An 18691-nucleotide genomic window follows, 5' to 3' on the forward strand; every position below is an offset into this window, starting at 1 on the left:
GACGACGCGGCGGCCAAGGCCGTTCTCGGACGTGTTGTCCCGGATTGGAATTCCGACCCGGGGAAGGAGGCCGATCTGCCTCTGCACCCAATTCAGGGTCGCCATTCCGAATGACGAGCTTAGCCCTGCAGATTCGGCGGATCCAGGTCCTCCGGGATCCGGGTTGCGACCAAACGCTCGCGCTCGACCCAGGTGGCGACCAGCTCGACGTGCTCGTTCTCTTCGGCGGCCATCTCGGCGGCCAGTGCGCGGACCCGCGGCTGAGGTGAGTCGGTCGCGACGAAGGCCTAGAAGTCGCGACCGCGGATCTCGTTGAAGAGCGCCAACTCGAAGGCCTGGAGCGGGGTCATCTGGTAGCTGACGTCGATGTCGTCGCAATCGACCTCGGGGCTGCCGGGACAGGCCCACTTGAAGTCCCAAGGGGCGATCTCCGGAAGCCGGATGCCCTCGGCGCGGGCGGTCACCTCGGAGGCGTGCGCGGCACTCATGTCGGCGAGGAGTCGAAAGACGGCGGCAACCGTGTGGTTGTGGTGCAGGGTCATGGTCTCGGCAAGCTGACGATAACGCTCGGCGGATTCGTGCTCGAGCTCGAGCGCGTGCACCAAGAACTCGGCGACGGACGCAATGCGCTGACTCGGGGGGGCACTCATAGTGCGAACTCCCGTTCCAGATCCGCGGGGGTCGCGGACGGCTGGTTGTGCGGCTGCCAGACCGGGAGCCGCCGGACATAGAACAGGCCGAGCGCCATGCCGTCGTCGGCCTGGATAAAGCGGGCGGCCTCGACCGGATCGTCCGTGGGTGCCGTATCGACCGGATGGACCAGGTGCTTCCATTCCTTCTGCTCCGGGCGGAAGGTCTGGCAGGGACTCAAGACCTGAAGAAAGGCGAATCCCGGATGCTCGATCGCCTCCACCAGCAGCTTGGTCAAACCGTTGGGGTCACCCGCGAAACCGCGGGCGATGAAGCTCGCGCCGGCCGCGAGCGCAATCGCCGTGGGCAGGAAAGGCCGCACGCCGGTGCCGTGCGGCGTGAGCTTGCTCTTGGCCCAATCCGGCTGGGTGGTCGGCGAGGCCTGGCCCTTGGTCATGCCGTAGACCTCGTTGTCCATGACGATGTAGGTCAAGTCCATGTTGCGCCGACAGGCGTGAAGGAAGTGGTTTCCACCGATCGAGAAGCCGTCGCCGTCGCCGCCGGCTACGATCACCGTCAGATCCGGTCGGGCGGCCTTGAGCCCGGAGGCGAGCGGCAACGCGCGGCCGTGAATGCCGTGGAAACCGTAGGCGTCGACATAGGCCGGCAATCGCGAAGAGCAGCCGATGCCGGAGATCATGGCGACACGCTCCTTGGCGAGCTTCAGATGCGCCAGTGCCTTGGTCACGGCGGAGAGCACGGCGAAGTCTCCGCAGCCGGGACACCAGACGGGTGCGACCTCGGACTTGTAGTCCTTGGCTCGAAGGGTCGGGGTGACAATGGCGGTATCCATCTCAAGTCTCCTCGCGCTCGTCGCGATCGGTCAGCGCGCGCATGATCTCGGCGGGGCGCAACGGCAAGGGGCCGGGGCGCGCATAGGACCGCGCGTGCACCGGGAGCGCGCGTTGTGAATGGAGATAGGCGAAGCACTGTGCGGTCTGGTTCTGCTCCACCACCAGGATCGACTCGGCCGCGCCGATGGCCTCGAGCAGCGCCTCGCGTTGCAGGGGTGCGAGCAGGCGCAAGGCAATCACCCGCGTCGGAGTGCCCGAGTCACGCAAACGCTCCGCGGCCTCGAAAACCGGGCCCGCCGAGGAGCCCCAGGTCAGGAGCAGATGGTCGCCCTCGCCGCGGATCTCGGCCCAACCGAGGCCGTAGTCGAACCCGGTCAGTTTGTGCAGCCGTTTGTCGAGCTGCTCGGCGTGGTCGATCGCGCGGCTCGAGGGCGCACCGCCCGGACCGTGCTCCAGACCCTCTGCGGTATACATGCCGCCGGGCAGACCGGGTAAGGCCATCGGCGAGACCCCGTCGGGCGACGGCCTATAGCGCCGACGATCGGGGTCGGCGTGATGCGCGATCAGGCGTTGCAGGTGCGGCCTCTCCCCTGCCCCGAACGCCCGGTCGCCGGGCGGATCGATGATCGCACGCGACTGACCCAGCATCTGATCCGACAGCACGATCGCGACCGTCTGCAGGTGCTCGGCCAGACCGACCGCCCACTCGACCGTATAGACGCAATCGCGGATGCCCAGAGCGGCCAGGACCAGATGCGGGGCGTCGCCGTGCAGGCCGTAGAGTGCGATGTTGAGGTCGGACTGCTCGGACTTGGTCGGGATGCCCGTCGATGGACCGCCGCGCTGCACATTGACCACGACGACCGGGGTCTCGCTCGCCACGGCCAGACCCAAGCCTTCGACCATCAGGCTGAGGCCGGGGCCGGAGGTCGCGGTCAGCGAGGGCACGCCGCCGAACGAGCTGCCGATGATCATGTTGATCGAGGCCAGCTCGTCCTCGGCCTGGAGCAAGGAGCCGCCGAGCAGCTCCAAACGGGGTGCGAGCCATTCCAACACCTCGCTGGCCGGCGTGATGGGATAAGCGGCGACGAATCGTACCCCGCCGCGAACGGCACCCAGTCCGGCGGCCTCGTTGCCGCTGATGTTCCAACGCGCGACGGCCGGCACCAACGCCGAAGCAGGTACCGACGCAGACACGCTCGCCCCGTCGGCCGCCGAATAACCCGAGCGGATGCAATCAAGTGCCGGGGTCAAGACCCGGCCGCCCTTGCCGCCGAGCGTCGCCCGGGCGCCTCCTTCGAGCGCATCCAGCGGCAGGCCGAGCATCGCGCCGACCATGCCGAGCGCGACCATGTTCATCCGGCCTTCGGGCTGCGCATCGGCAAGCGCCTTCCAGGGCATGCTGCGCACCTGCGCGCCCGAGCGGACGAGGACCTCGGGGATCGGCCCGGCCTGCGCGTCCGTGAGGATGAGACTAGCGCGATCCAGCGGCAGCTCGTCGGCAAAGCGGGCGACGTTCTCCCAATCCAGACCCACGAGCAGATCGAAGCGGTCGCCCATGCACTCGATCGGCTGCGGCCCGAAGCGCAGCATGGCCGCGGACTCGCCGCCGCGAATCTGCGGACCCGCCGAGCGGCCGAGCAGACCGTAATAGCCGGCGCGCCCGACGGCGGCGAGCAGGATGAGCCCCGCCGTGACCGCCCCGCTGCCGCCGGAGCCCGTGATGGCGAGGGTGGCGCCCCCGACGAGGGTCGGTCGATCGGTCATCCGCACTCCGGTGATTGAAATCGCACGGACTATTGGAACCGCAAAGCCGCGACGGGCGCAAAGGCTTTCACGCCCCGGGCTGCGACAGTGCCGTTGAATCTGCGACAGCACCCCGGCAAGACGCTGTCGCAAAGACTCCAATCCGAGACTCGGACACGCCCAAGACTCTGGATAAAAGAGCCAATATGGAATGGCCTGGTGTTTGCTTAAACCGAAGTCAACCGATTTCCAGGAGCCGGGCATGGAACTGCAACAGGTCACGATCAACGACACCACACTACGCGACGGCGAGCAATCCGCCGGGGTCGCTTTCTCGATCGAGGAGAAACTCGCGATCGCGCGTGGTCTCGACACGCTCGGCGTGCCGGAGCTCGAGGTCGGTATCCCGGCGATGGGAGAAGATGAGCGCGAGTCGATCCGCGCCGTCGCAGCACTCGGTCTTTCGGCCCGTCTGATGGTCTGGACCCGGATGCGCCCCGCCGACATCGCGCAATGCCGTGACCTGGCCGTCGACATGGTGGATCTGTCCATCCCGGTGTCGGATCAGCAAATCACCCACAAGCTGGGACGCGACCGCGCCTGGGTCCTCGCGCAGATCCGACACCAGGTCGCGGTCGCGCTGGATATGGGGCTCGAGGTCTGCGTCGGTGCCGAGGATGCCTCGCGCGCCGATCCGGAGCTGCTCTGGCTCGCCGCGGAGGCCGCCCAGGACGCCGGCGCCCGACGCTTTCGCTTCGCCGACACGGTCGGCCTGATGGATCCCTTCGCCGTCTACGAGCGCATGCGCGACCTGCGCGCCATCGTGGACATCGAGATCGAGATGCACGCCCACGACGACCTCGGTCTGGCCACCGCCAACAGCCTGGCGGCTGTGCGCGGGGGTGCGACGCACCTCAACACCACCGTCCACGGGCTCGGCGAGCGGGCCGGCAACGCTGCGCTGGAAGAGGTGGTAATGGGGCTCAAGCACATCCACGGCATCGACAGCGGAATCGATCTGCACACCTTCGCGGAGCTCTCCGGTCTGGTCGCGCGGGCCTCCGGAAAACCGGTCGCCTGGCACAAGAGCCTGGTCGGGGACGGCGCCTTCACCCACGAGTCCGGAATCCATGTCGACGGTCTGCTGAAGGATCCGCGAAACTATCAAGGCATCGATCCGGCCGAGGTCGGGCGCCGGCATCACCTGGTGCTCGGCAAACACTCCGGGCGTCACGCGATTCGTCAAGCCTACGCCGATCTGCTGTGCTGCGATCTGGATCTCGACGAGGCCGACCGGCTCCTTCCCTTGGTCCGACGCTTCGCGACTCAAAGCAAGCGCCCGCCCGAGGCACCGGAGCTGATTGGCTTCCTCGCCGAGATCGGCAACCCTTGTTCGGTCCAGGTCCAGTAGGCCGGGGAGGAGAAGCCTTATGGATTTCTTGGATTTCGACGGCGAGTCCATGTACTTCGACGAGCCCGTCTCGCCGGAGGTGGAGCGACTCCTCGACGAGGCAGCGGAGGGCTACGGCGACAACACCGCCGAGGATCGCCTGCTCCTCGCCTACTTCCTCCAACCCGAGCACCTCACGGTCCTGGTTGCGCTCTATCGCTATTTCTACTATCGGCACAGGTATCGCGAAGCCCTGATCACCGCCGACCGCGCGATTGCGCTCACCGCAGCCAGGCTTGAGCTGCCGACCGACTGGCGTGGCCTGCGCGAGTCCGATCTCGGGCAGTCCGTGCTCATCTCGATGAGCCTGACGCGATTCCTGCTGTTGGCGCTGAAGGGCTCGGGATACCTCCTGTTTCGTCTCGGCGATGCCGCGGGCGCACTGAAACGCTTCGAGAAGATCGCCGAGGTCGACACCAGCGATCGTCTCGGCATCGGCGAGCTGCACGCGATGGCGCGTTCCGCGGTGACGCGATCCGCGCTCGAAGGCGCGGGGGGAAATGTGCGGTACTTCAAGGGCTAAACCGCGTCTCGTGTGCGACATGAGATGCCGCGCGTGCCTAAACGCCCGGTGCAGCCCGATCGGTTCGTGCCGGACGCGGTTTAGGAATCGAAACTTCAGGGACTCGTGACACTCGCTCTGCGGTGTCACGCATACCCAATGGCGCTCCGCGCCACGTGACCCGATTGCCGGGATAACGAACAAGACATGAAGGGTGCGGGCTCTGCTTCAAACGCCGCATTTCGTTCCAGACGCGACTCAATCATGCCACCAACATCGCAACGAAGGAGACGACCATGACCGACGATGAATTCGACCTCGACCTCGAGGAGCTTTCCAGCGCCGAAGACTTTCTGACCTATTTCGAGATCGAGTTCGATCCCGCCGTGGTCCATGTCAATCGCCTACATATCCTTCAGCGCTTTCACGATTATCTGGAGCAGGTCGACGAGATGCCCGATTCGGGGATTGCCCGTCGCGCCCTGTATGCGGACCTCCTCGCCTCGGCCTATCGCGATTTTGTGCTCTCCGATGCCGCGACCGAGAAGGTCTTTCGCGTCTTTCGAATGCACGAGCCCAAAAGCGTGCGGGTTGCACTCAGCGACCTGACGGAGCAGATGCCCCATGCGGCCCGGCTTTGAGTATGGCGACGAGGTGCGCGTCGTGCGCAATGTGCGCAACGACGGCACCTTTCCGGGGCGCCCCACCGGAACCCTCTTGATCCGACGCGGCAGCACCGGCTTCGTGCGCGACATCGGGACCTTTCTCCAAGACCAGATCATCTACTCGGTTCACTTCCTGGAACTTGACCTGGTCGTGGGCTGCCGCGAGGAGGAACTCCAGGCCGCAGAGGCACCCTGGACGCCGAGCCGCTTCGAGGCGCGCGAGAAGGTGGCGAGCCGCGTGCCGCTCGGGATTCAGGGCAAGGTCTTGGTCGAGGCCGGAGAGATCGGCGAGGTGATGCGTGTGCTGCGCGATCATCCGGCCGGTGTCGCCTACGAGGTTCATTTCGCGGATCGGCCGACGCTTCAGGTGCCCGAATCCGCCTTGATCGAGTCCGCCTTCATCGCGAGCGATACCCCGAACACCCCGGGACCGGAGGTCGAAGAGCCGTGACGACGACATCCCTTCGCAAACCGCCGACCGCGCCGCTGGGCGGCGAATATCGCTATCACCTGCTGCGCGCCGCGATCGAGCGGTTTCAATGCGATCTGGTCGGCTTGGATGCACAGCGGATGGTCGAGGTCGAGAGCCAGGCACGTCGGACCTTCGATCTGGAAAGCCTGGTGCTTTCCTCGTGCGAGGCGCTGGATGCGGTCGTGCCGGAGCAGCGAATCGAGGACGCATTACAGGAGCTGCGGGGCCGTTATCCCGACACGGACGCCTTCGAGGAGGACATGGCGCGCAACGGTCTGGGCGAGGACGTCATGCGTCGCGCACTCCAACGCGAGCTGACCTTCGACGCCGTCATGCAGCGGGTTGGCACCTACGCTGAGCCGATTACCGAGATCGAGGAGCGGCTCTTCTACGAGCTGCATCGCGAGCGCTTCCAGACCCCGGAGCGCCGCGCCGCGCGCCACATCCTCATCACCGTGAACGACGACTATCCCGAGAACGCTCGTGACGCCGCGCTGGCGCGGATCGAACGGATTGCGGCCGACCTGAAAGGCCATATCGAGCGGTTCGGCGAGCTGGCCAGACGGCATTCCGAGTGCCCGACGGCAACGGAAGACGGTAGCCTCGGACTCGTGAAGCCCGGACAACTCTTCCCCGCATTGGACGAATGCCTTTTCAGGTTGCCGGCAGGAGTAACGAGCGGACCCTTGGAGTCCGATCTCGGCTTTCACTTGATCCTGTGCGAGCGCATCGAGCCGGCAAGATCGGTGGACTTCGAGCAGGCTCGGGCGAAGATACGATCGGCACTCGAGCAACGGCGCCGGCGCGAGGCTCAAAAGGATTGGATTGCGTCGTTGCGGCAGCGCTAGCGGGCCTGCGATTCGATGGTCTCGCGTATAAACCCGTTCACATCGCCGATCAGGGCGGTGTAGGGCGGACGAGCAAGAGCGAAGCACCGAGCTCCGCGCCGTCGTCGGTGGACTGAATTGCGCTTGCCCCGACCTGCCTTGTGCCATCCGCTCCGCGCCGGCTGAGCGTAAAGCCGAACCCGGCGGCCCGCAGGCCGCCGAATTCACCCTTTACGCCACCTGCTTGTCTGCACTTTCGAGCTTACGGATGAGCGGATAGAGATGCTCCGTCTCGCGCTGAATCCGGTCCATCACCAGTGCAAACATCTGCTCGGTATCCTGCAAAAACGACGGATGATCGTCTATGGTCAAGGAGCGACGCTTCTGCGAGCACCACTGCTTCACATAGGCATTGAAGATGCGTTTGATCTCGGTCGAGCCGGAGAGAAAACGATTCGCGGTATTCTTGACCTTTTGATCCGGATTGGAAATGAGCTGACTGCAGATCTCCCGATCGACAAGCTCCATGTGCTCTTTGACTCTATTGGTCAGATCGAAGAAGACGTCGCAGGTGACATCCGTATCGCACATGGAACGGTCTCGAACCAAATAGAGAAACACGTTCGAGAGCTCCGTAATTTTGTGGTTTTGCTCGTGTAAATGGGCGAATGCGACCATGGCAACTCTCCTCCGGTCGATAGGTAATAAACTTGGTGGTTCGAGGCGATTCGGCCGGTCGGCCGGGTTTTTTGTGGTGACCTAGGGTACAGGCTGCGGTCGATGTCGCAGCTCCAGTAAACCATAGCTCTTACGGTAGTTTACGCCAAAGCAGAACCCAAGAGTAGCCTACGCCGGATCAAAAAATTCCGGAAACTGCCCGTCGGCATGGTCCGACTCGTGGACATAAATACGGTTATTGGGGCCATCAAATCGAGACGATCGGAAAGGTCACGGCGACGGCGCAAGCGAATGCAATCGCATTCGCAACGGCAGCGACGGCCGGGTGACGGGTGCGGCGGTACACCCAACCGCTCATGAGGCCGTAGATCAAGAACAGCACCAGTATCGCCGGCACGATGATGACCAGAAAGAACAGCTCGTTCAGGTTCAGCGCCACCGCGGCGAGCAGCGAGATCAGAAAGAGGAGCTTGGTCACCCAATATCCCCCCCGGCGGCTCCAGGCCCACGCGTGGCCCACTCGTCGGCGAGACAATAGACGAGTGTTCCGGCAAGGATCGCAAGAACCAGGTGCAGGCGCTCCACACCGGGCAGCAGGGCGGTCACGAACCGATCCGTCGGCACGGCAAAGGCCAGTGTCGCGTAAACCGAGGCGGCGAGGATCGCGATCGCCAGCGCCGATCGGCTCACGGGGCCGTGCCGAGCCGGTACTGCGGGGCGCATGATCCACACGCCGATTGCAGTGAGGAAACCGTAGACGGCGAAGTGCAGCGCCAGGTAGTCCCCGAGCATGATCGAGAGGAAATCGCTCGGGACGCGCCAAAGGATGAGCGGTGTCAGCACGGCCGGCGCGATGGCGACCGGCAGCAACCGCCGCCAGCTCAGACCCGCACCGCGGGGTCGGTCGGCCACCCGCGGCAGGAGTCGGGACAATGGCCAAGCGAGGGCGAGGATGCCGAGAAAGAGCAGCCCCAAGCCCGCGCCGCGTCGGTCGACAAAACCGCTGCCGGTGCGATCGAAGGTCGCGTCGAGCCAAGCCAGCGACTCGGCCAAGGCGCTCTCCGCATAAAGCACCCCGATGTGCTCGACGCCGGGCGCGAGCACCAGCCGCCGCGCACTGCCGTCGTTCGGATCGCCGTAGGTCCGCCCCGCCTCGACCTCGCCTCCCGTCGCCGCGGCGATGGCCGCGCGCCCTTGCCCGTGGAGCATCTCGGGCTCCAGGCCACCATAGACGAAGAGCAGATTGCGCGGGGACGCGGTGTCAGTATCCTCCGAGAGATAGGGCGAGACGAGCACGGAGGCCGCGACCGGCATCTGCGCGGACTCGGCAAAGCGCAGCAGGACATCGCCCGCCATCGAGTGACCGAGCAGGGCGAGTCGGCCGTCCGCTCCGGACTGCCGCAAGCCCAGAGCCACCGCCGGGACGAGCGCATCCGTCAGGAGGCGCAACCGGGTCGCCTGATCCTCCAGGTCGGCAACGAACGGCGTGGAATTTCGCCCGTGCCCCGGAAAATCGAAGGTGACGGCGATATAGCCGTTGCGTGCCAGGGTAACCGCGTATGCCTGCATCAGCTGACGAGACCCCGCGAACCCATGCGCGATGACCACGACCGGGGCAGGCGCATCGCCCGCGGGGCGATACAGAGTCATGGGCACACCGGCCTCGCGCACCTGAGCGATCGACAGCCCTCGGGTGGCGGATTCGAGCTTCAGAAGTCCAGCCGCCAACAGGCAGACCGCAATGACGGCTACAATGACGGGAACGATCACCGCACCGATGACGCCGGCGCGCTTCAGCCCGACAGGGGTTGTGTCTGAGGGATGCATCGGATCTCGGGCTGAGGGACGACAGGGTCTGTTCCGCAAGTGCCCTGGCGGACGGTCGGGGGAGCAGTGCGTTTGGCGACGAGACCCGCCGTGAAGCAGATGTAGTGAAGCGGCCGGGTTTTCAAGCCATCCCTTCGCGCCTCCCGGCCAACCTCGGCTGGTTGTGCCTCGTCCCGGGGCGGTAGAATCAGGTACCGACTTTTGGATGGCCGCTCGGGACCGGGACCAACAGCCGATCGGACCGCACCCACAGGTCGTTCTCGGCTCGTGCCCCGGCCGCGCGCGAACCGGCACCCCGGGATGCGACCAATCACCACAGCTTCGCGGAGATCACCCATGCTGGACAAACAACTGCTCGACATCCTCGTCTGCCCCGTCACCAAGGGTCCGCTGATCTTCGACAAGGCGCGCGGAGAGCTGATCTCGATCTCGGCGCAGCTCGCCTATCCGATTCGCGACGATATCCCGGTAATGCTGGAGGAAGAGGCTCGACCACTCTCCGCCGACGAGCTCGAGGTCTACCGTGAGCGCCGCTCCGGCAAGCACAGCCATCCGTGACGCCGGAGGCGCGGTCGACTCCGCCGGCGCACCTGATGCGGCTCCGGGTCGGATGGCGGACCGCGTTTCGACCGGCGCCCTGATGCACCGACTCCGTTCGCTCCGGCTCCCGATCGCAGCCCTGCTGTTGCTCGGCGGATGCGCCACCGGCCGCGTGCCCGAGGCGATCCGCGACCCGGCGCTGCCCTCGCCCGCCGTGACCGAGGTCCAGCAACGGCCCGAGACCTTCATCGGGCAGCGCGTGCGCTGGGGCGGGAGCATCCTGGACGTGCACAACGCCCGGGAGACGACTCGGATCGAGATCCTTGCCAGGCCCCTGAACAGCAGCGGCGAGCCCGACGACACCTCCCGCGGACTGGGTCGCTTCATCGTCGAGCTGCCCGGCTTCAAGGACCCGGCGGAGTATCCGAAACAGCGGCGCTTGACGGTGGCCGGCCCCCTCGTTCGGATGGAAACGCGTGACGTCGGCGACTACCCCTACCCCTATCCGGTCATTACAGCGGATGCCTGGTATCTCTGGCCGAACCCGCCGCCCGTCGCCCCTGTATTGCCGTACGACTATCCCTGGTATCGCCCTTGGTATGGCCCCTGGTACGGACCTTGGTCGGGTCCTTGGTCCGGACCCTGGTATTAAACCGCGGCCAGAGCGAGATGCTCATTTTCGAGTGCATTTGACGTTTGGTGCATCCACAACCCTTCGCGGGGACGCGGTTTAAGATCTATATTTCTTGGTATTTCGAGTCCGCGCCGGCTCCAGCAGTCGTCACGTCTGCCGGAGCCACTCCCATACAAAAAACATCGCATACCGCGCTGGGCGGGGTTTAGAGGCGACGCGCAGATGAGCACACACCGACGGTTTAGCCCGGCTTGGCTGAAGCGATCCCGGCCGAGGAGATGCCTGCCCGCGCTCGGAAGCGGCGCCGGGCGGACGACATGGATGCTTGCAGGCCTTCTCCTCGTGCTCGCAGTGCTCACCGGCTGTGCAAGCCGGCAAGGCTGCGTCGAACCGGTCGGCGCCTCGGGACTGACGCCCGAGAGCGTCGGCGCGCGCGGGCAAGGCGAAGGCGCGGTCGTGACCTGGGGAGGCGTGATCGCCGCCACCCGCAACCTCCCCCGAGAGACCGAGATCGAGACGATCGGCTACCGGCTCGATCGCTGCGGAAAACCGACGACGAGCGGACAACCCATCGGTCGGTTCATTGCCCGCCAATCGGGCTTCCTCGAGCCATCGGACTATCGCGCGGGCCGTCGCATCACGGTCACCGGCCGCATCGCAGACGTGCGCGACGGTCAGGTCGGGGAAGCCAGCTACCGTTTTCCGGTCCTGGACGACGCCGTGGTGCGCCTCTGGCCCGACGACGCCGCGGAAGATCAAGGCGGATGGACGCCGCGCCTGAGGCCCTATCTCGGCATCGGGATCGGCAGCGGAGGCTTCGGGGGCATCGGCGGGGGCATCGGCCTCGGCTTCTGAATCGCGTCCCGAGCGGTCAACGGCGGTTCGACGTGCAGCGACGGCCGTCGATGCCCGAGAGATCCTCACCGGACGCGATTCAGAACAATATAAGAAAAATTCTCTTTTACCTTCTTGAACCGCGTCGACTCCGGCGTTTGTGGGAGTCGTACCCCTGCGGCCATACGCTGAACGGGCATGTGGTGCCGGACGCGGTTCAAGCGGTTCAACCGGTCACGACGAGACGTAGCGCGTCCAGTCTCAGGTGTGTCTTCGCCAGCGCCTGGGCGAGCTGTTCGCGTCGGCCCTCGAGCGCACCGATCTCGTCCTCGCGCACGTTCGGGTTGACCCGCGCCAAGTCGCGCAGACGGTCCAGCTCCTCGCCCAGAAGCGTCTGCATCCGCGCGATCGCATCTCGACGCAGATCGGCCACGGCTGCGCGCGCCAAGCGCTCGCCGGTCTCGATCATGGACACCAGACGTTCCCCCCGCGATTCCAGCAGGGTGTGGGCGAGCTTGTGGTTGTGGTTCAGACAATGACCCTGCAGATCCTCGTGCGGGATCGTTTCGGCGAGATCCGCGCCGGATTCGTCGATGACGAGCCGAAGCAGGGTCGGCGGCAGGAAGCGCGCCGCCTCGAGATAGGACGGGGCCTGACACTCGGCGACATAGAGTGCCTCGAGCAGCAGGCTGGCGCGCTTGAAACGCGGATCGCGGACGATCGTCAGGGCCGAGGTTCCGAGGTCCGAGGCGGTCAGAAGCTCCATGGCCGCACGCACCATCGGGTGCTCGCGGGTCATGAATTCCCAGTGCTCGTGCGAGAGCGCGGTGTCCCGATCGAAGGTGAGAGTCAGGCCCTCTTCGGGCAGCTCGGGGAAGGTCTCCTGGAGCATGTGCGCACCCGGGCGGACCACCAACCCATGACCGGGCGCGGACTCGTGCTCGACACCGAATCCGTCCCAGAAGCGCTTGAGATAGTCGGCCAAGTCAACCTCGGCGTCGGCCCGCGCGATGGCCTCGACCGAGGCGGCGGAGCGCTCGGGACGGTGCGAGTGCAGCTCGAGAAGACGGTCGCGCCCCGCGGCCAGATCGCCATTGATGCGTGCGCTCAGCGCCCGGGCCTCGACGATCAGCGCGTCGGCGCCTTGCGGATCGGCCAGCGCCTCCGTCAAGGCGTCGCGCAGCCGCGCGTAGACAGCCGGTGCGGCAGGACAGATGGCCGAAAAGGCATGCAACCCCTCGGCATACCAGCGGAACAGGACCTCGCCCGGACCGCCCGCGAGATAGGGGACATGGATCTGCACGCGCCGCGTCTGCCCGATCCGATCGAGCCGCCCGATGCGCTGCTCGAGCAGGTCGGGATCCAGCGGCAGATCGAACAAGACCAGATGATGAGCGAACTGAAAGTTGCGACCTTCGCTGCCGATCTCCGAGCAGAGCAGGATCTGAGTCCCATCCTCCGCGGACGCGAAATAAGCCGCCGCCCGGTCACGCTCGCGGATCTCCATCTCCTCGTGGAACACGGCTGCGTGGATCCCGGCACGCAGCAGCAACACATCCCGCAGATCCAGGACCGTGTCGGCCGCGGTGCAGATGAGCAGCAGCTTCTCGGGGCGGAGCCGGCGCAGCAGCTCGATGAGCCAGTCCACACGCGGGTCGACGTCCGTCCAGGCAGGGCCATGCGCGCGCTCGGGTGCAAGGCGCGAGTCCATGTCGCTCGCAAGCGCTCGGTAGGCGTCGGGCTCCGGCAATGGATAGTGCAGCAAATCGCGCCCCGGAAAACCGGGTATGGCTGCGCGTGTGTTGCGGAACATGACCCGCCCGGTGCCGTGGCGATCGAGCAGACGCTGGATCATCGTCTCCGCATCCAGCCCGTTCAGATCGCCCAAGAGCGAGGCGATCAGGGTCCGATCGGCATCGCCGAGCGCCCGACCCTCGAGCAGGTGCGCAGCGGCGCCTGCGACGGGGGCATAGCCCGCCTCCTCGGCAAGGAAGGAGGGATAGTCGCTGAAACGCTGCGGATCCAGCAACCGCAGCCGGCCGAAATGACCCTCGCGACCCAACTGCTCGGGTGTCGCCGTGAGCAGCAGCACGCCCGACGTGCGCTCGGCCAGTTCGGCTACCAAGCGATATTCGGGGCTGGCGGCGGCTTCCGACCAATCCAGATGGTGTGCCTCGTCGACCACGAGCAGGTCCCATTGGCCATCGACGAGCGCACGTTTTGCGGCGGGCGACCGGATGATCCAGTCGAGGCTGCAGAGTACCTGCTGATCGGCGAGAAAGGGATTGGACTCGGAGATGGACTCGAAACGCTCATGATCGAAGAGCGCGAAGCGCAGGTTGAAGCGACGCCGCATCTCCACCAGCCATTGGTGGAGCAGTGGCTCGGGCGTGATCACCAGCACCCGTTGCGCGCGCCCGGTCAGGAGCATGCGATGCAGGATCAGTCCGGCCTCGATGGTCTTGCCGAGCCCGACCTCGTCGGCCAGGAGTACGCGCGGGGCATCGCGCCGGGCCACCTCGGCCGCAATCTCGAGCTGATGCGGGATCAGTCCGACCCGTGCGCCGACCAGACCTCGCGCCGGCGAGCCCGCCTCGCGCATCCCCAGGAGCCAGGTCCGCCAGCGCAGATCGAACCAATGATCCGGGTCGAGCCGCCCGGACATGAGACGCTGATGCGGCCGGTTGAACCTGAGCCGGTCATCCAGCTCGGACTCGTGAAGCACGACGACGGCGCCATTCAGGTCTTCACAGCGATAGGTGAGGAGGCCCTCGTCGCTTGCGACCGAGAGGATCGTGAGATCCCGACCCTCTCGATCGCGCACGGGCTCGCCCGCCGTCAGCTCCAGACGCACCAAAGGCGGATCCGGCAGGGCATAGATCCGCTGCTCGCCGGTCGCCCGATAGGCGATCTCGACACGACGCCCGTCGACGGCGACCACCAGGCCGAGGCCGAGCTCGCCTTGGGTCTCGCTCAACCAGCGCTGGCCGGAGACGAAGCCGTGCATGCGCGCTAGATGCGCCGCCGGTAGTCGAGGATGACCGACACCCCGTGCCGCTTACCCTCGGGCAACGCCTGCACGATCGCCCGACGCAGGTTCTTGGGCACCCGCTCGCAAAGACGCGCTACCGTGTAGGACGGCAGGCCGCCGGCGAGACGCACCGCCTCGGAGCGCGGGATGTCTTCCAGGAGCCGGACCTGGGAAGGCTCGCGCATGCGCAAAAACCGCAGACGCGCCGCGTCGTACTCGCCGCGACCACAGGCGCGACGCACCGTCACGACATCCTGTTCCGCGGATTCGTCGGAACGCGACTCGGACCGCGCTTCGGATCGCACGGAGGGGGCAGTCACCTGCTGAGGACGATTCAAGGTGTTATTCATCAACTCCATCACCGGATACTCCTCGACGCCGCAAGGCGCACTCAGAGGACCATTGAGCCTGAAAAGGCAACCGTCGACCCTCGAGCGGCTCGACGCGCGCATTCAGGACAACCAAAACCGGCAACCGCCGGCACCCAGTTGGATGCTGGAGTCTAAAGTGATACAGGGTGAGAGATCGGCGAGCCGGAACGGCTGGCGAGACCCAATAACCGCTTGCAGCGGACTGCCGTGATCGATCGTGATCTGCCGTCTGGGGCGAGAATCGATTGGCTTTGGATCCGATGGATGCTCTTCCATCCGTGCCGGCGAGGTCGCCGCACGTCCGGTCGAGCCGAATGTCGGGTCAGATGACCGTGTTGGAGGGCTCGTCCGAAAGACGCTGTTGCGACGCACGCGCCGGGTCATGACTGACCTTCACGCCTGTCTGCTGTCGACTCCAACTGTCCATACAAAAGCAAGCCTTTGTGACCGAACACGTGCCCTCGGGACCATAACGCATCGGACCCATCGGAGAGCGGGGCGCATTATGCGATCCTTCCGGGCGGCTGGCAAGACATCTTAAACCGCGCCAGCACCGACAGCTGTCGGTGCTGGCGCGGCCAAGCCAATCCAACAAACGACGCATACCGCACCGCGCGCGGTTTAACCATCTTCGTAGACCAAGGGGACGCGCCTGTTGATGTTGGTGAAGAGTTGATAGGCGATCGTCCCGCTGGCCTCGGCGACCGCGTTGGCCGAGACGCATGCGCCCCAAAGCTCGACCGGATCGCCGATCGCGGCATCCTCGATGCCGGTCAAGTCAAGGGTGACGAGATCCATGGAAACACGGCCGACGATACGGGTCATGCAGCCGCGGACCGCGACCGGCGTTCCGTCGGGAGCGTGACGCGGATAGCCGTCCGCATAGCCGATCGCGGCGACCCCCACGCGGGTCGGACGCTCGCAGACGAAGCGTCCGCCGTAGCCGACCGGCTCGCCGGGGTCGAGATCCCGGACCGAAATGAGCGCGGACTCCAGCGTCATCGCCGGTCGCAGCGATGCGTCGGACGCAGACGCGCCCTCGAACGGCGAGGCGCCGTAGAGCATGATCCCCGGACGGGTCCAGTCGCCATGCGCCCGCGGCCAGGCGAGCACGGCCGCCGAGTTGGAGAGGCTGCGAGGCGCGCGAATCGCGGCAGTCGCCTGCGCGAAGACCTGCATCTGCTGCTCGGTGTAGTTATGACCCGGCTCGTCGGCGCGGGCGAAGTGCGACATCAGGACCAGACTCGGCACATGCGGGCAATCCGCCAGCTCGGCATAAGCCGCGGCGAAGTCCTCCGGCGCAAACCCCATCCGGTGCATCCCGGAATCCATCTTGAGCCAGCAATCGAGCGGACGCTCGGGCCGGGCGTCGAGCAGCCAGTCCAATTGCAGACGACTATGGATCACCGGGATCAGACCGGCGCGATCCAGGATCGCCATCTCGTCGGGCGAGAAGACGCCGTCCAGCAGCAGGATAGGGGCGCAGATGCCGGACTCGCGCAGCTCCAGCCCCTCCTCGAGATAAGCGACCGCGAAACCGTCGGCCTCCTCGGCAAGGGCACGCGCGACCGCCACCGCGCCGTGCCCGTAGGCGTTGGCCTTGACCACCGCAAGCGCCCGCGCACCCGGCGCCAGGGCTTTGGCTTGACGGTAGTTGTGGCGGACCGCATCCAGATGAATGCGGGCACGGATCGGACGGGGCATGGCGGGCTCGGCGTGGGTTGGCGGCGTAGATCGGGTGTCGCGTCAAGCCCGATGGCGCGGGCTGCATCTCAGTCTATCGCACCCGAGCGCGGTCTTCAGCGATCGTCCGATGTGAAGCGGTTGTCATAGGTCATCTCCGGGATGTCGAGTGTCACGATGTGCGAGGATCGGGGATCGATGGCGCCGGGCGCCCGGACCACGTCGGGATCCGGGGCCGGCTGCCCTGCTCCGCAATCAGTAGCTCAGGTCGGCGCTCCCCTCGAAGCCCTTGTAGATGTCCGGGCGCGAACCGATGTCCGAGGTCGCTTCGACGCGACTGAAAAGGTCACTGTTGCCGCCGGCGAGGCCGGCGTAGATGTCGTGGCGGTCGCCGACGCCGGGCTGCACCCCGACGAGGTTCTGGCCGTACCGGTGGCCGTCGAACAGGTCGGCGTTGCCCCGGGCCAAGCCGTGATAGACGTCATCGGCGATGGCTGTGGACGCAAAGGCAGTGCTCGCGAAGATGGAGGCGGCGATGGCGAGGGTATACTTGGTCATGGTCTTTCTCCGGATTGTGGATCGTTGACTCGGGAGCCACCGCGGTCATCTGTGGCGGCTTGACCCTCTTATCGCAGCCGCCGTGCCAATCCTCTTGTTCGCAGATAAACTATTTTTATTCAAATATTTACGATCTCGCATGACAGACTGAGCGCCCCGTCCGAACCCGAAAGCCTGTCACGAGCCTTCGACTCCGATAACGTTTCGTTACATCGAAACGTGGCGATGGAGTCCGTCGCGGCCGTGGGCCGGGGCGATGACATCGGAATGAACCCGGCGGGCGCGAGGTCCATTGCGTCGGTCGAGCGAGGTACACTCCCCGACGAGGCTTTACGAAGGTCGAGAAGGAAGAATGACGGAAAGGCGACGGATACAGAGGTGGATCGATGGACAACAAGACAAAACCCACGCCCAAAAAACCGCGCTGGCCCAGGGTGCTGATCACCCTGTCCCTGGTCGTCGGTGCATTGGCACTGCTCGTGACTCAACTCCCTCGCGGGGCCTTTTCGACCGACCTGTCGGGCATCGGCCAGGGGACCCCCGCACTGGTGGTGGCCCGTGACAAGAACTATCTCGCCGGCGCCGAGGTAATGGACCTGATCAACACCATTCGGCCGGAGTACGAGGGCAGGGTCGCATTTCTCGCGGCCCATCTCGGCCATCCTGATGGGCAGGCATTCGCTCGGAGACATGACATGGAGGATGCCATCGTGGTCATTTTCGATGCAGATGGCTCGCCGACGGGGAGATTGATCATCCCGCAAACCGCCGACGAATTACGTGCGGCACTGGACGTCGTGGCCACCCCTTAGCAAAGTGGTCAAGCCCATTCACGGCAAGATGGCGATTCCTGTTCTGCTCGGGCGGGATCCGCCGAGACGGGCACTGGCCGGCGGCGAGATCGCCCGACCTGCCGCACCGCGCGGCTGAACCGGGTTTTGGCTTAGCCGCTTGTTATACCCGCCCTGCGACTTAGCCACCGCCTCAGAGAGGTTTGGCTTTCCCCGGATGGTTGTCCCGCCAGAAGCCCCCCTACGCTAACATCTTCGTCGATATCTTCCCAGTGGATACCTTGCCCGTTACCGATAAGACTCCATCTCATCCGTTCTTTGGGGGTTGCATGTACAAGACGGGGAAACCATTCAATAGGAACCGAAATGGTTCTGCCGTCCGAAAGATCGACGCTAAGGGGATCCTCTGAAACGGACACGTTGCTTGCGGTCGGCGTTTCCATCTGAACTGCCAAAGTAGTCATTCCAGCCCTCCAGCAACTCTTCATGATGCGTTTGTGCGAGATCATGGACTCGGCGTATCTCTGCGCGGATGAAGGCTCCGCTTCTCTGTAGTCTTATTATCAAAAGGACGAATGAGAGCCGGTGGAGTCCGCAT

At 65.4% G+C, this 18691-nt stretch carries 20 protein-coding genes; 9 read left to right on the forward strand and 11 right to left on the reverse strand.

The genetic code is table 11. From position 1 onward, the window contains the following. Positions 1-287: 287 nt before the first annotated feature. Genes VLR48_RS19680 through VLR48_RS19690 form a run of 3 tightly spaced genes read right to left on the reverse strand, consistent with a single transcriptional unit; the run spans position 288 to position 3251 of the window. Complete coding sequence (locus VLR48_RS19680; protein ID WP_325293404.1) at positions 288-650, reverse strand: ferritin family protein; 363 nt, start codon at positions 648-650, stop codon at positions 288-290. After that, positions 647-1483 (reverse strand): 2-oxoacid:ferredoxin oxidoreductase subunit beta, encoded by an 837-nt coding sequence (locus VLR48_RS19685; RefSeq protein ID WP_325293405.1) that lies wholly within the window; start codon positions 1481-1483, stop codon positions 647-649. The genes VLR48_RS19680 and VLR48_RS19685 overlap by 4 nt, the downstream gene beginning before the upstream one ends. Before the next feature lies 1 nt (position 1484). Next, a complete protein-coding gene (locus VLR48_RS19690; RefSeq protein WP_325293406.1) occupies positions 1485-3251 on the reverse strand; it encodes a 2-oxoacid:acceptor oxidoreductase subunit alpha in 1767 nt (588 codons plus the stop codon). 241 nt (positions 3252-3492) lie between these two features. Here VLR48_RS19690 and nifV point away from each other — a divergent pair, with 241 nt between their 5' ends. From nifV to nifM, 5 genes are all read left to right on the forward strand, one after another. Then, the gene (gene nifV / locus VLR48_RS19695) at positions 3493-4641 is read left to right on the forward strand and encodes a homocitrate synthase (RefSeq protein ID WP_325293407.1); all 1149 of its coding nucleotides are present in this window, start codon (positions 3493-3495) and stop codon (positions 4639-4641) included. A 19-nt stretch (positions 4642-4660) separates the two neighbouring features. Beyond that, positions 4661-5203 carry a hypothetical protein gene (locus tag VLR48_RS19700; RefSeq protein ID WP_325293408.1) on the forward strand — a complete coding sequence of 181 codons (543 nt, stop codon included), beginning with the start codon at positions 4661-4663 and terminating at the stop codon, positions 5201-5203. Between the two features lie 275 nt (positions 5204-5478). Beyond that, complete coding sequence (gene nifW / locus VLR48_RS19705; protein WP_325293409.1) at positions 5479-5823, forward strand: nitrogenase-stabilizing/protective protein NifW; 345 nt, start codon at positions 5479-5481, stop codon at positions 5821-5823. Then, positions 5807-6298 (forward strand): nitrogen fixation protein NifZ, encoded by a 492-nt coding sequence (locus tag VLR48_RS19710; protein ID WP_325293410.1) that lies wholly within the window; start codon positions 5807-5809, stop codon positions 6296-6298. The genes nifW and VLR48_RS19710 overlap by 17 nt, the downstream gene beginning before the upstream one ends. Continuing rightward, positions 6295-7167 carry a nitrogen fixation protein NifM gene (gene nifM / locus VLR48_RS19715; RefSeq protein WP_325293411.1) on the forward strand — a complete coding sequence of 291 codons (873 nt, stop codon included), beginning with the start codon at positions 6295-6297 and terminating at the stop codon, positions 7165-7167. Before VLR48_RS19710 ends, nifM begins: the two co-directional genes overlap by 4 nt. Before the next feature lie 210 nt (positions 7168-7377). Here nifM and VLR48_RS19720 read toward each other — a convergent pair whose 3' ends face one another. From VLR48_RS19720 to VLR48_RS19730, 3 genes are all read right to left on the reverse strand, one after another. Then, entirely contained in the window at positions 7378-7824 is a 447-nt protein-coding gene (locus tag VLR48_RS19720; protein WP_325293412.1) for a hypothetical protein, read from the reverse strand. A 247-nt stretch (positions 7825-8071) separates the two neighbouring features. After that, a complete protein-coding gene (locus VLR48_RS19725) occupies positions 8072-8302 on the reverse strand; it encodes a hypothetical protein (protein WP_325293413.1) in 231 nt (76 codons plus the stop codon). Next, the gene (locus VLR48_RS19730; protein ID WP_325293414.1) at positions 8299-9651 is read right to left on the reverse strand and encodes an alpha/beta hydrolase; all 1353 of its coding nucleotides are present in this window, start codon (positions 9649-9651) and stop codon (positions 8299-8301) included. The genes VLR48_RS19725 and VLR48_RS19730 overlap by 4 nt, the downstream gene beginning before the upstream one ends. A gap of 339 nt (positions 9652-9990) precedes the next feature. Here VLR48_RS19730 and VLR48_RS19735 point away from each other — a divergent pair, with 339 nt between their 5' ends. The 3 genes from VLR48_RS19735 (at position 9991) to VLR48_RS19745 (ending at position 11680) form a co-directional block, all read left to right on the forward strand. After that, complete coding sequence (locus VLR48_RS19735; protein WP_093028450.1) at positions 9991-10209, forward strand: Trm112 family protein; 219 nt, start codon at positions 9991-9993, stop codon at positions 10207-10209. A gap of 82 nt (positions 10210-10291) precedes the next feature. After that, a complete protein-coding gene (locus VLR48_RS19740) occupies positions 10292-10843 on the forward strand; it encodes a Slp family lipoprotein (protein ID WP_325293415.1) in 552 nt (183 codons plus the stop codon). Positions 10844-11146: 303 nt separating this feature from the next. Continuing rightward, positions 11147-11680, forward strand: a complete 534-nt coding sequence (locus VLR48_RS19745) for a Slp family lipoprotein (protein WP_325293416.1) — start codon at positions 11147-11149, stop codon at positions 11678-11680. A 205-nt stretch (positions 11681-11885) separates the two neighbouring features. On the opposite strand, the gene rapA is transcribed toward VLR48_RS19745, so the two are convergent. The 4 genes from rapA to VLR48_RS19765 all read right to left on the reverse strand — a co-directional run bounded on the left by rapA (position 11886) and on the right by VLR48_RS19765 (position 17302). Then, positions 11886-14666 carry an RNA polymerase-associated protein RapA gene (rapA, locus tag VLR48_RS19750; protein ID WP_325293417.1) on the reverse strand — a complete coding sequence of 927 codons (2781 nt, stop codon included), beginning with the start codon at positions 14664-14666 and terminating at the stop codon, positions 11886-11888. Positions 14667-14671: 5 nt separating this feature from the next. Next, positions 14672-15049, reverse strand: coding sequence for a magnesium transporter MgtE N-terminal domain-containing protein (locus tag VLR48_RS19755; protein WP_325293418.1), 378 nt, complete (start codon positions 15047-15049; stop codon positions 14672-14674). Positions 15050-15682: 633 nt separating this feature from the next. Beyond that, on the reverse strand, positions 15683-16765 hold the full coding sequence (gene alr, locus VLR48_RS19760) for an alanine racemase (RefSeq protein WP_325293419.1): 1083 nt from the start codon (positions 16763-16765) through the stop codon (positions 15683-15685). Positions 16766-16999: 234 nt separating this feature from the next. Then, positions 17000-17302 (reverse strand): hypothetical protein, encoded by a 303-nt coding sequence (locus VLR48_RS19765; protein ID WP_325293420.1) that lies wholly within the window; start codon positions 17300-17302, stop codon positions 17000-17002. A 386-nt stretch (positions 17303-17688) separates the two neighbouring features. Between VLR48_RS19765 and VLR48_RS19770 the strand changes: the two genes are divergently transcribed. Then, entirely contained in the window at positions 17689-18114 is a 426-nt protein-coding gene (locus tag VLR48_RS19770; RefSeq protein ID WP_325293421.1) for a hypothetical protein, read from the forward strand. Between the two features lie 131 nt (positions 18115-18245). On the opposite strand, the gene VLR48_RS19775 is transcribed toward VLR48_RS19770, so the two are convergent. Further along, complete coding sequence (locus VLR48_RS19775) at positions 18246-18602, reverse strand: DUF2442 domain-containing protein (protein WP_325293422.1); 357 nt, start codon at positions 18600-18602, stop codon at positions 18246-18248. Positions 18603-18691 lie beyond the last annotated feature (89 nt).

The sequence above is a fragment of the Thiocapsa sp. genome (genome assembly GCF_035467215.1).
In the GTDB taxonomy this organism is placed as follows: Bacteria; Pseudomonadota; Gammaproteobacteria; order Chromatiales; family Chromatiaceae; genus Thiocapsa.

Coding starts and splice junctions, on each gene's coding strand:
- rapA (WP_325293417.1), bottom strand. CDS start 14,666: ATGCACGGCTTCGTCTCCGGCCAGCGCTGGTTGAGCGAGACCCAAGGC.
- VLR48_RS19720 (WP_325293412.1), bottom strand. CDS start 7,824: ATGGTCGCATTCGCCCATTTACACGAGCAAAACCACAAAATTACGGAG.
- VLR48_RS19745 (WP_325293416.1), top strand. CDS start 11,147: ATGCTTGCAGGCCTTCTCCTCGTGCTCGCAGTGCTCACCGGCTGTGCA.
- VLR48_RS19775 (WP_325293422.1), bottom strand. CDS start 18,602: ATGATCTCGCACAAACGCATCATGAAGAGTTGCTGGAGGGCTGGAATG.
- VLR48_RS19685 (WP_325293405.1), bottom strand. CDS start 1,483: ATGGATACCGCCATTGTCACCCCGACCCTTCGAGCCAAGGACTACAAG.
- VLR48_RS19710 (WP_325293410.1), top strand. CDS start 5,807: ATGCGGCCCGGCTTTGAGTATGGCGACGAGGTGCGCGTCGTGCGCAAT.
- VLR48_RS19770 (WP_325293421.1), top strand. CDS start 17,689: ATGGACAACAAGACAAAACCCACGCCCAAAAAACCGCGCTGGCCCAGG.
- VLR48_RS19740 (WP_325293415.1), top strand. CDS start 10,292: ATGCACCGACTCCGTTCGCTCCGGCTCCCGATCGCAGCCCTGCTGTTG.
- VLR48_RS19680 (WP_325293404.1), bottom strand. CDS start 650: ATGAGTGCCCCCCCGAGTCAGCGCATTGCGTCCGTCGCCGAGTTCTTG.
- VLR48_RS19700 (WP_325293408.1), top strand. CDS start 4,661: ATGGATTTCTTGGATTTCGACGGCGAGTCCATGTACTTCGACGAGCCC.
- VLR48_RS19755 (WP_325293418.1), bottom strand. CDS start 15,049: ATGGAGTTGATGAATAACACCTTGAATCGTCCTCAGCAGGTGACTGCC.
- nifW (WP_325293409.1), top strand. CDS start 5,479: ATGACCGACGATGAATTCGACCTCGACCTCGAGGAGCTTTCCAGCGCC.
- alr (WP_325293419.1), bottom strand. CDS start 16,765: ATGCCCCGTCCGATCCGTGCCCGCATTCATCTGGATGCGGTCCGCCAC.
- VLR48_RS19765 (WP_325293420.1), bottom strand. CDS start 17,302: ATGACCAAGTATACCCTCGCCATCGCCGCCTCCATCTTCGCGAGCACT.
- VLR48_RS19730 (WP_325293414.1), bottom strand. CDS start 9,651: ATGCATCCCTCAGACACAACCCCTGTCGGGCTGAAGCGCGCCGGCGTC.
- VLR48_RS19690 (WP_325293406.1), bottom strand. CDS start 3,251: ATGACCGATCGACCGACCCTCGTCGGGGGCGCCACCCTCGCCATCACG.
- nifV (WP_325293407.1), top strand. CDS start 3,493: ATGGAACTGCAACAGGTCACGATCAACGACACCACACTACGCGACGGC.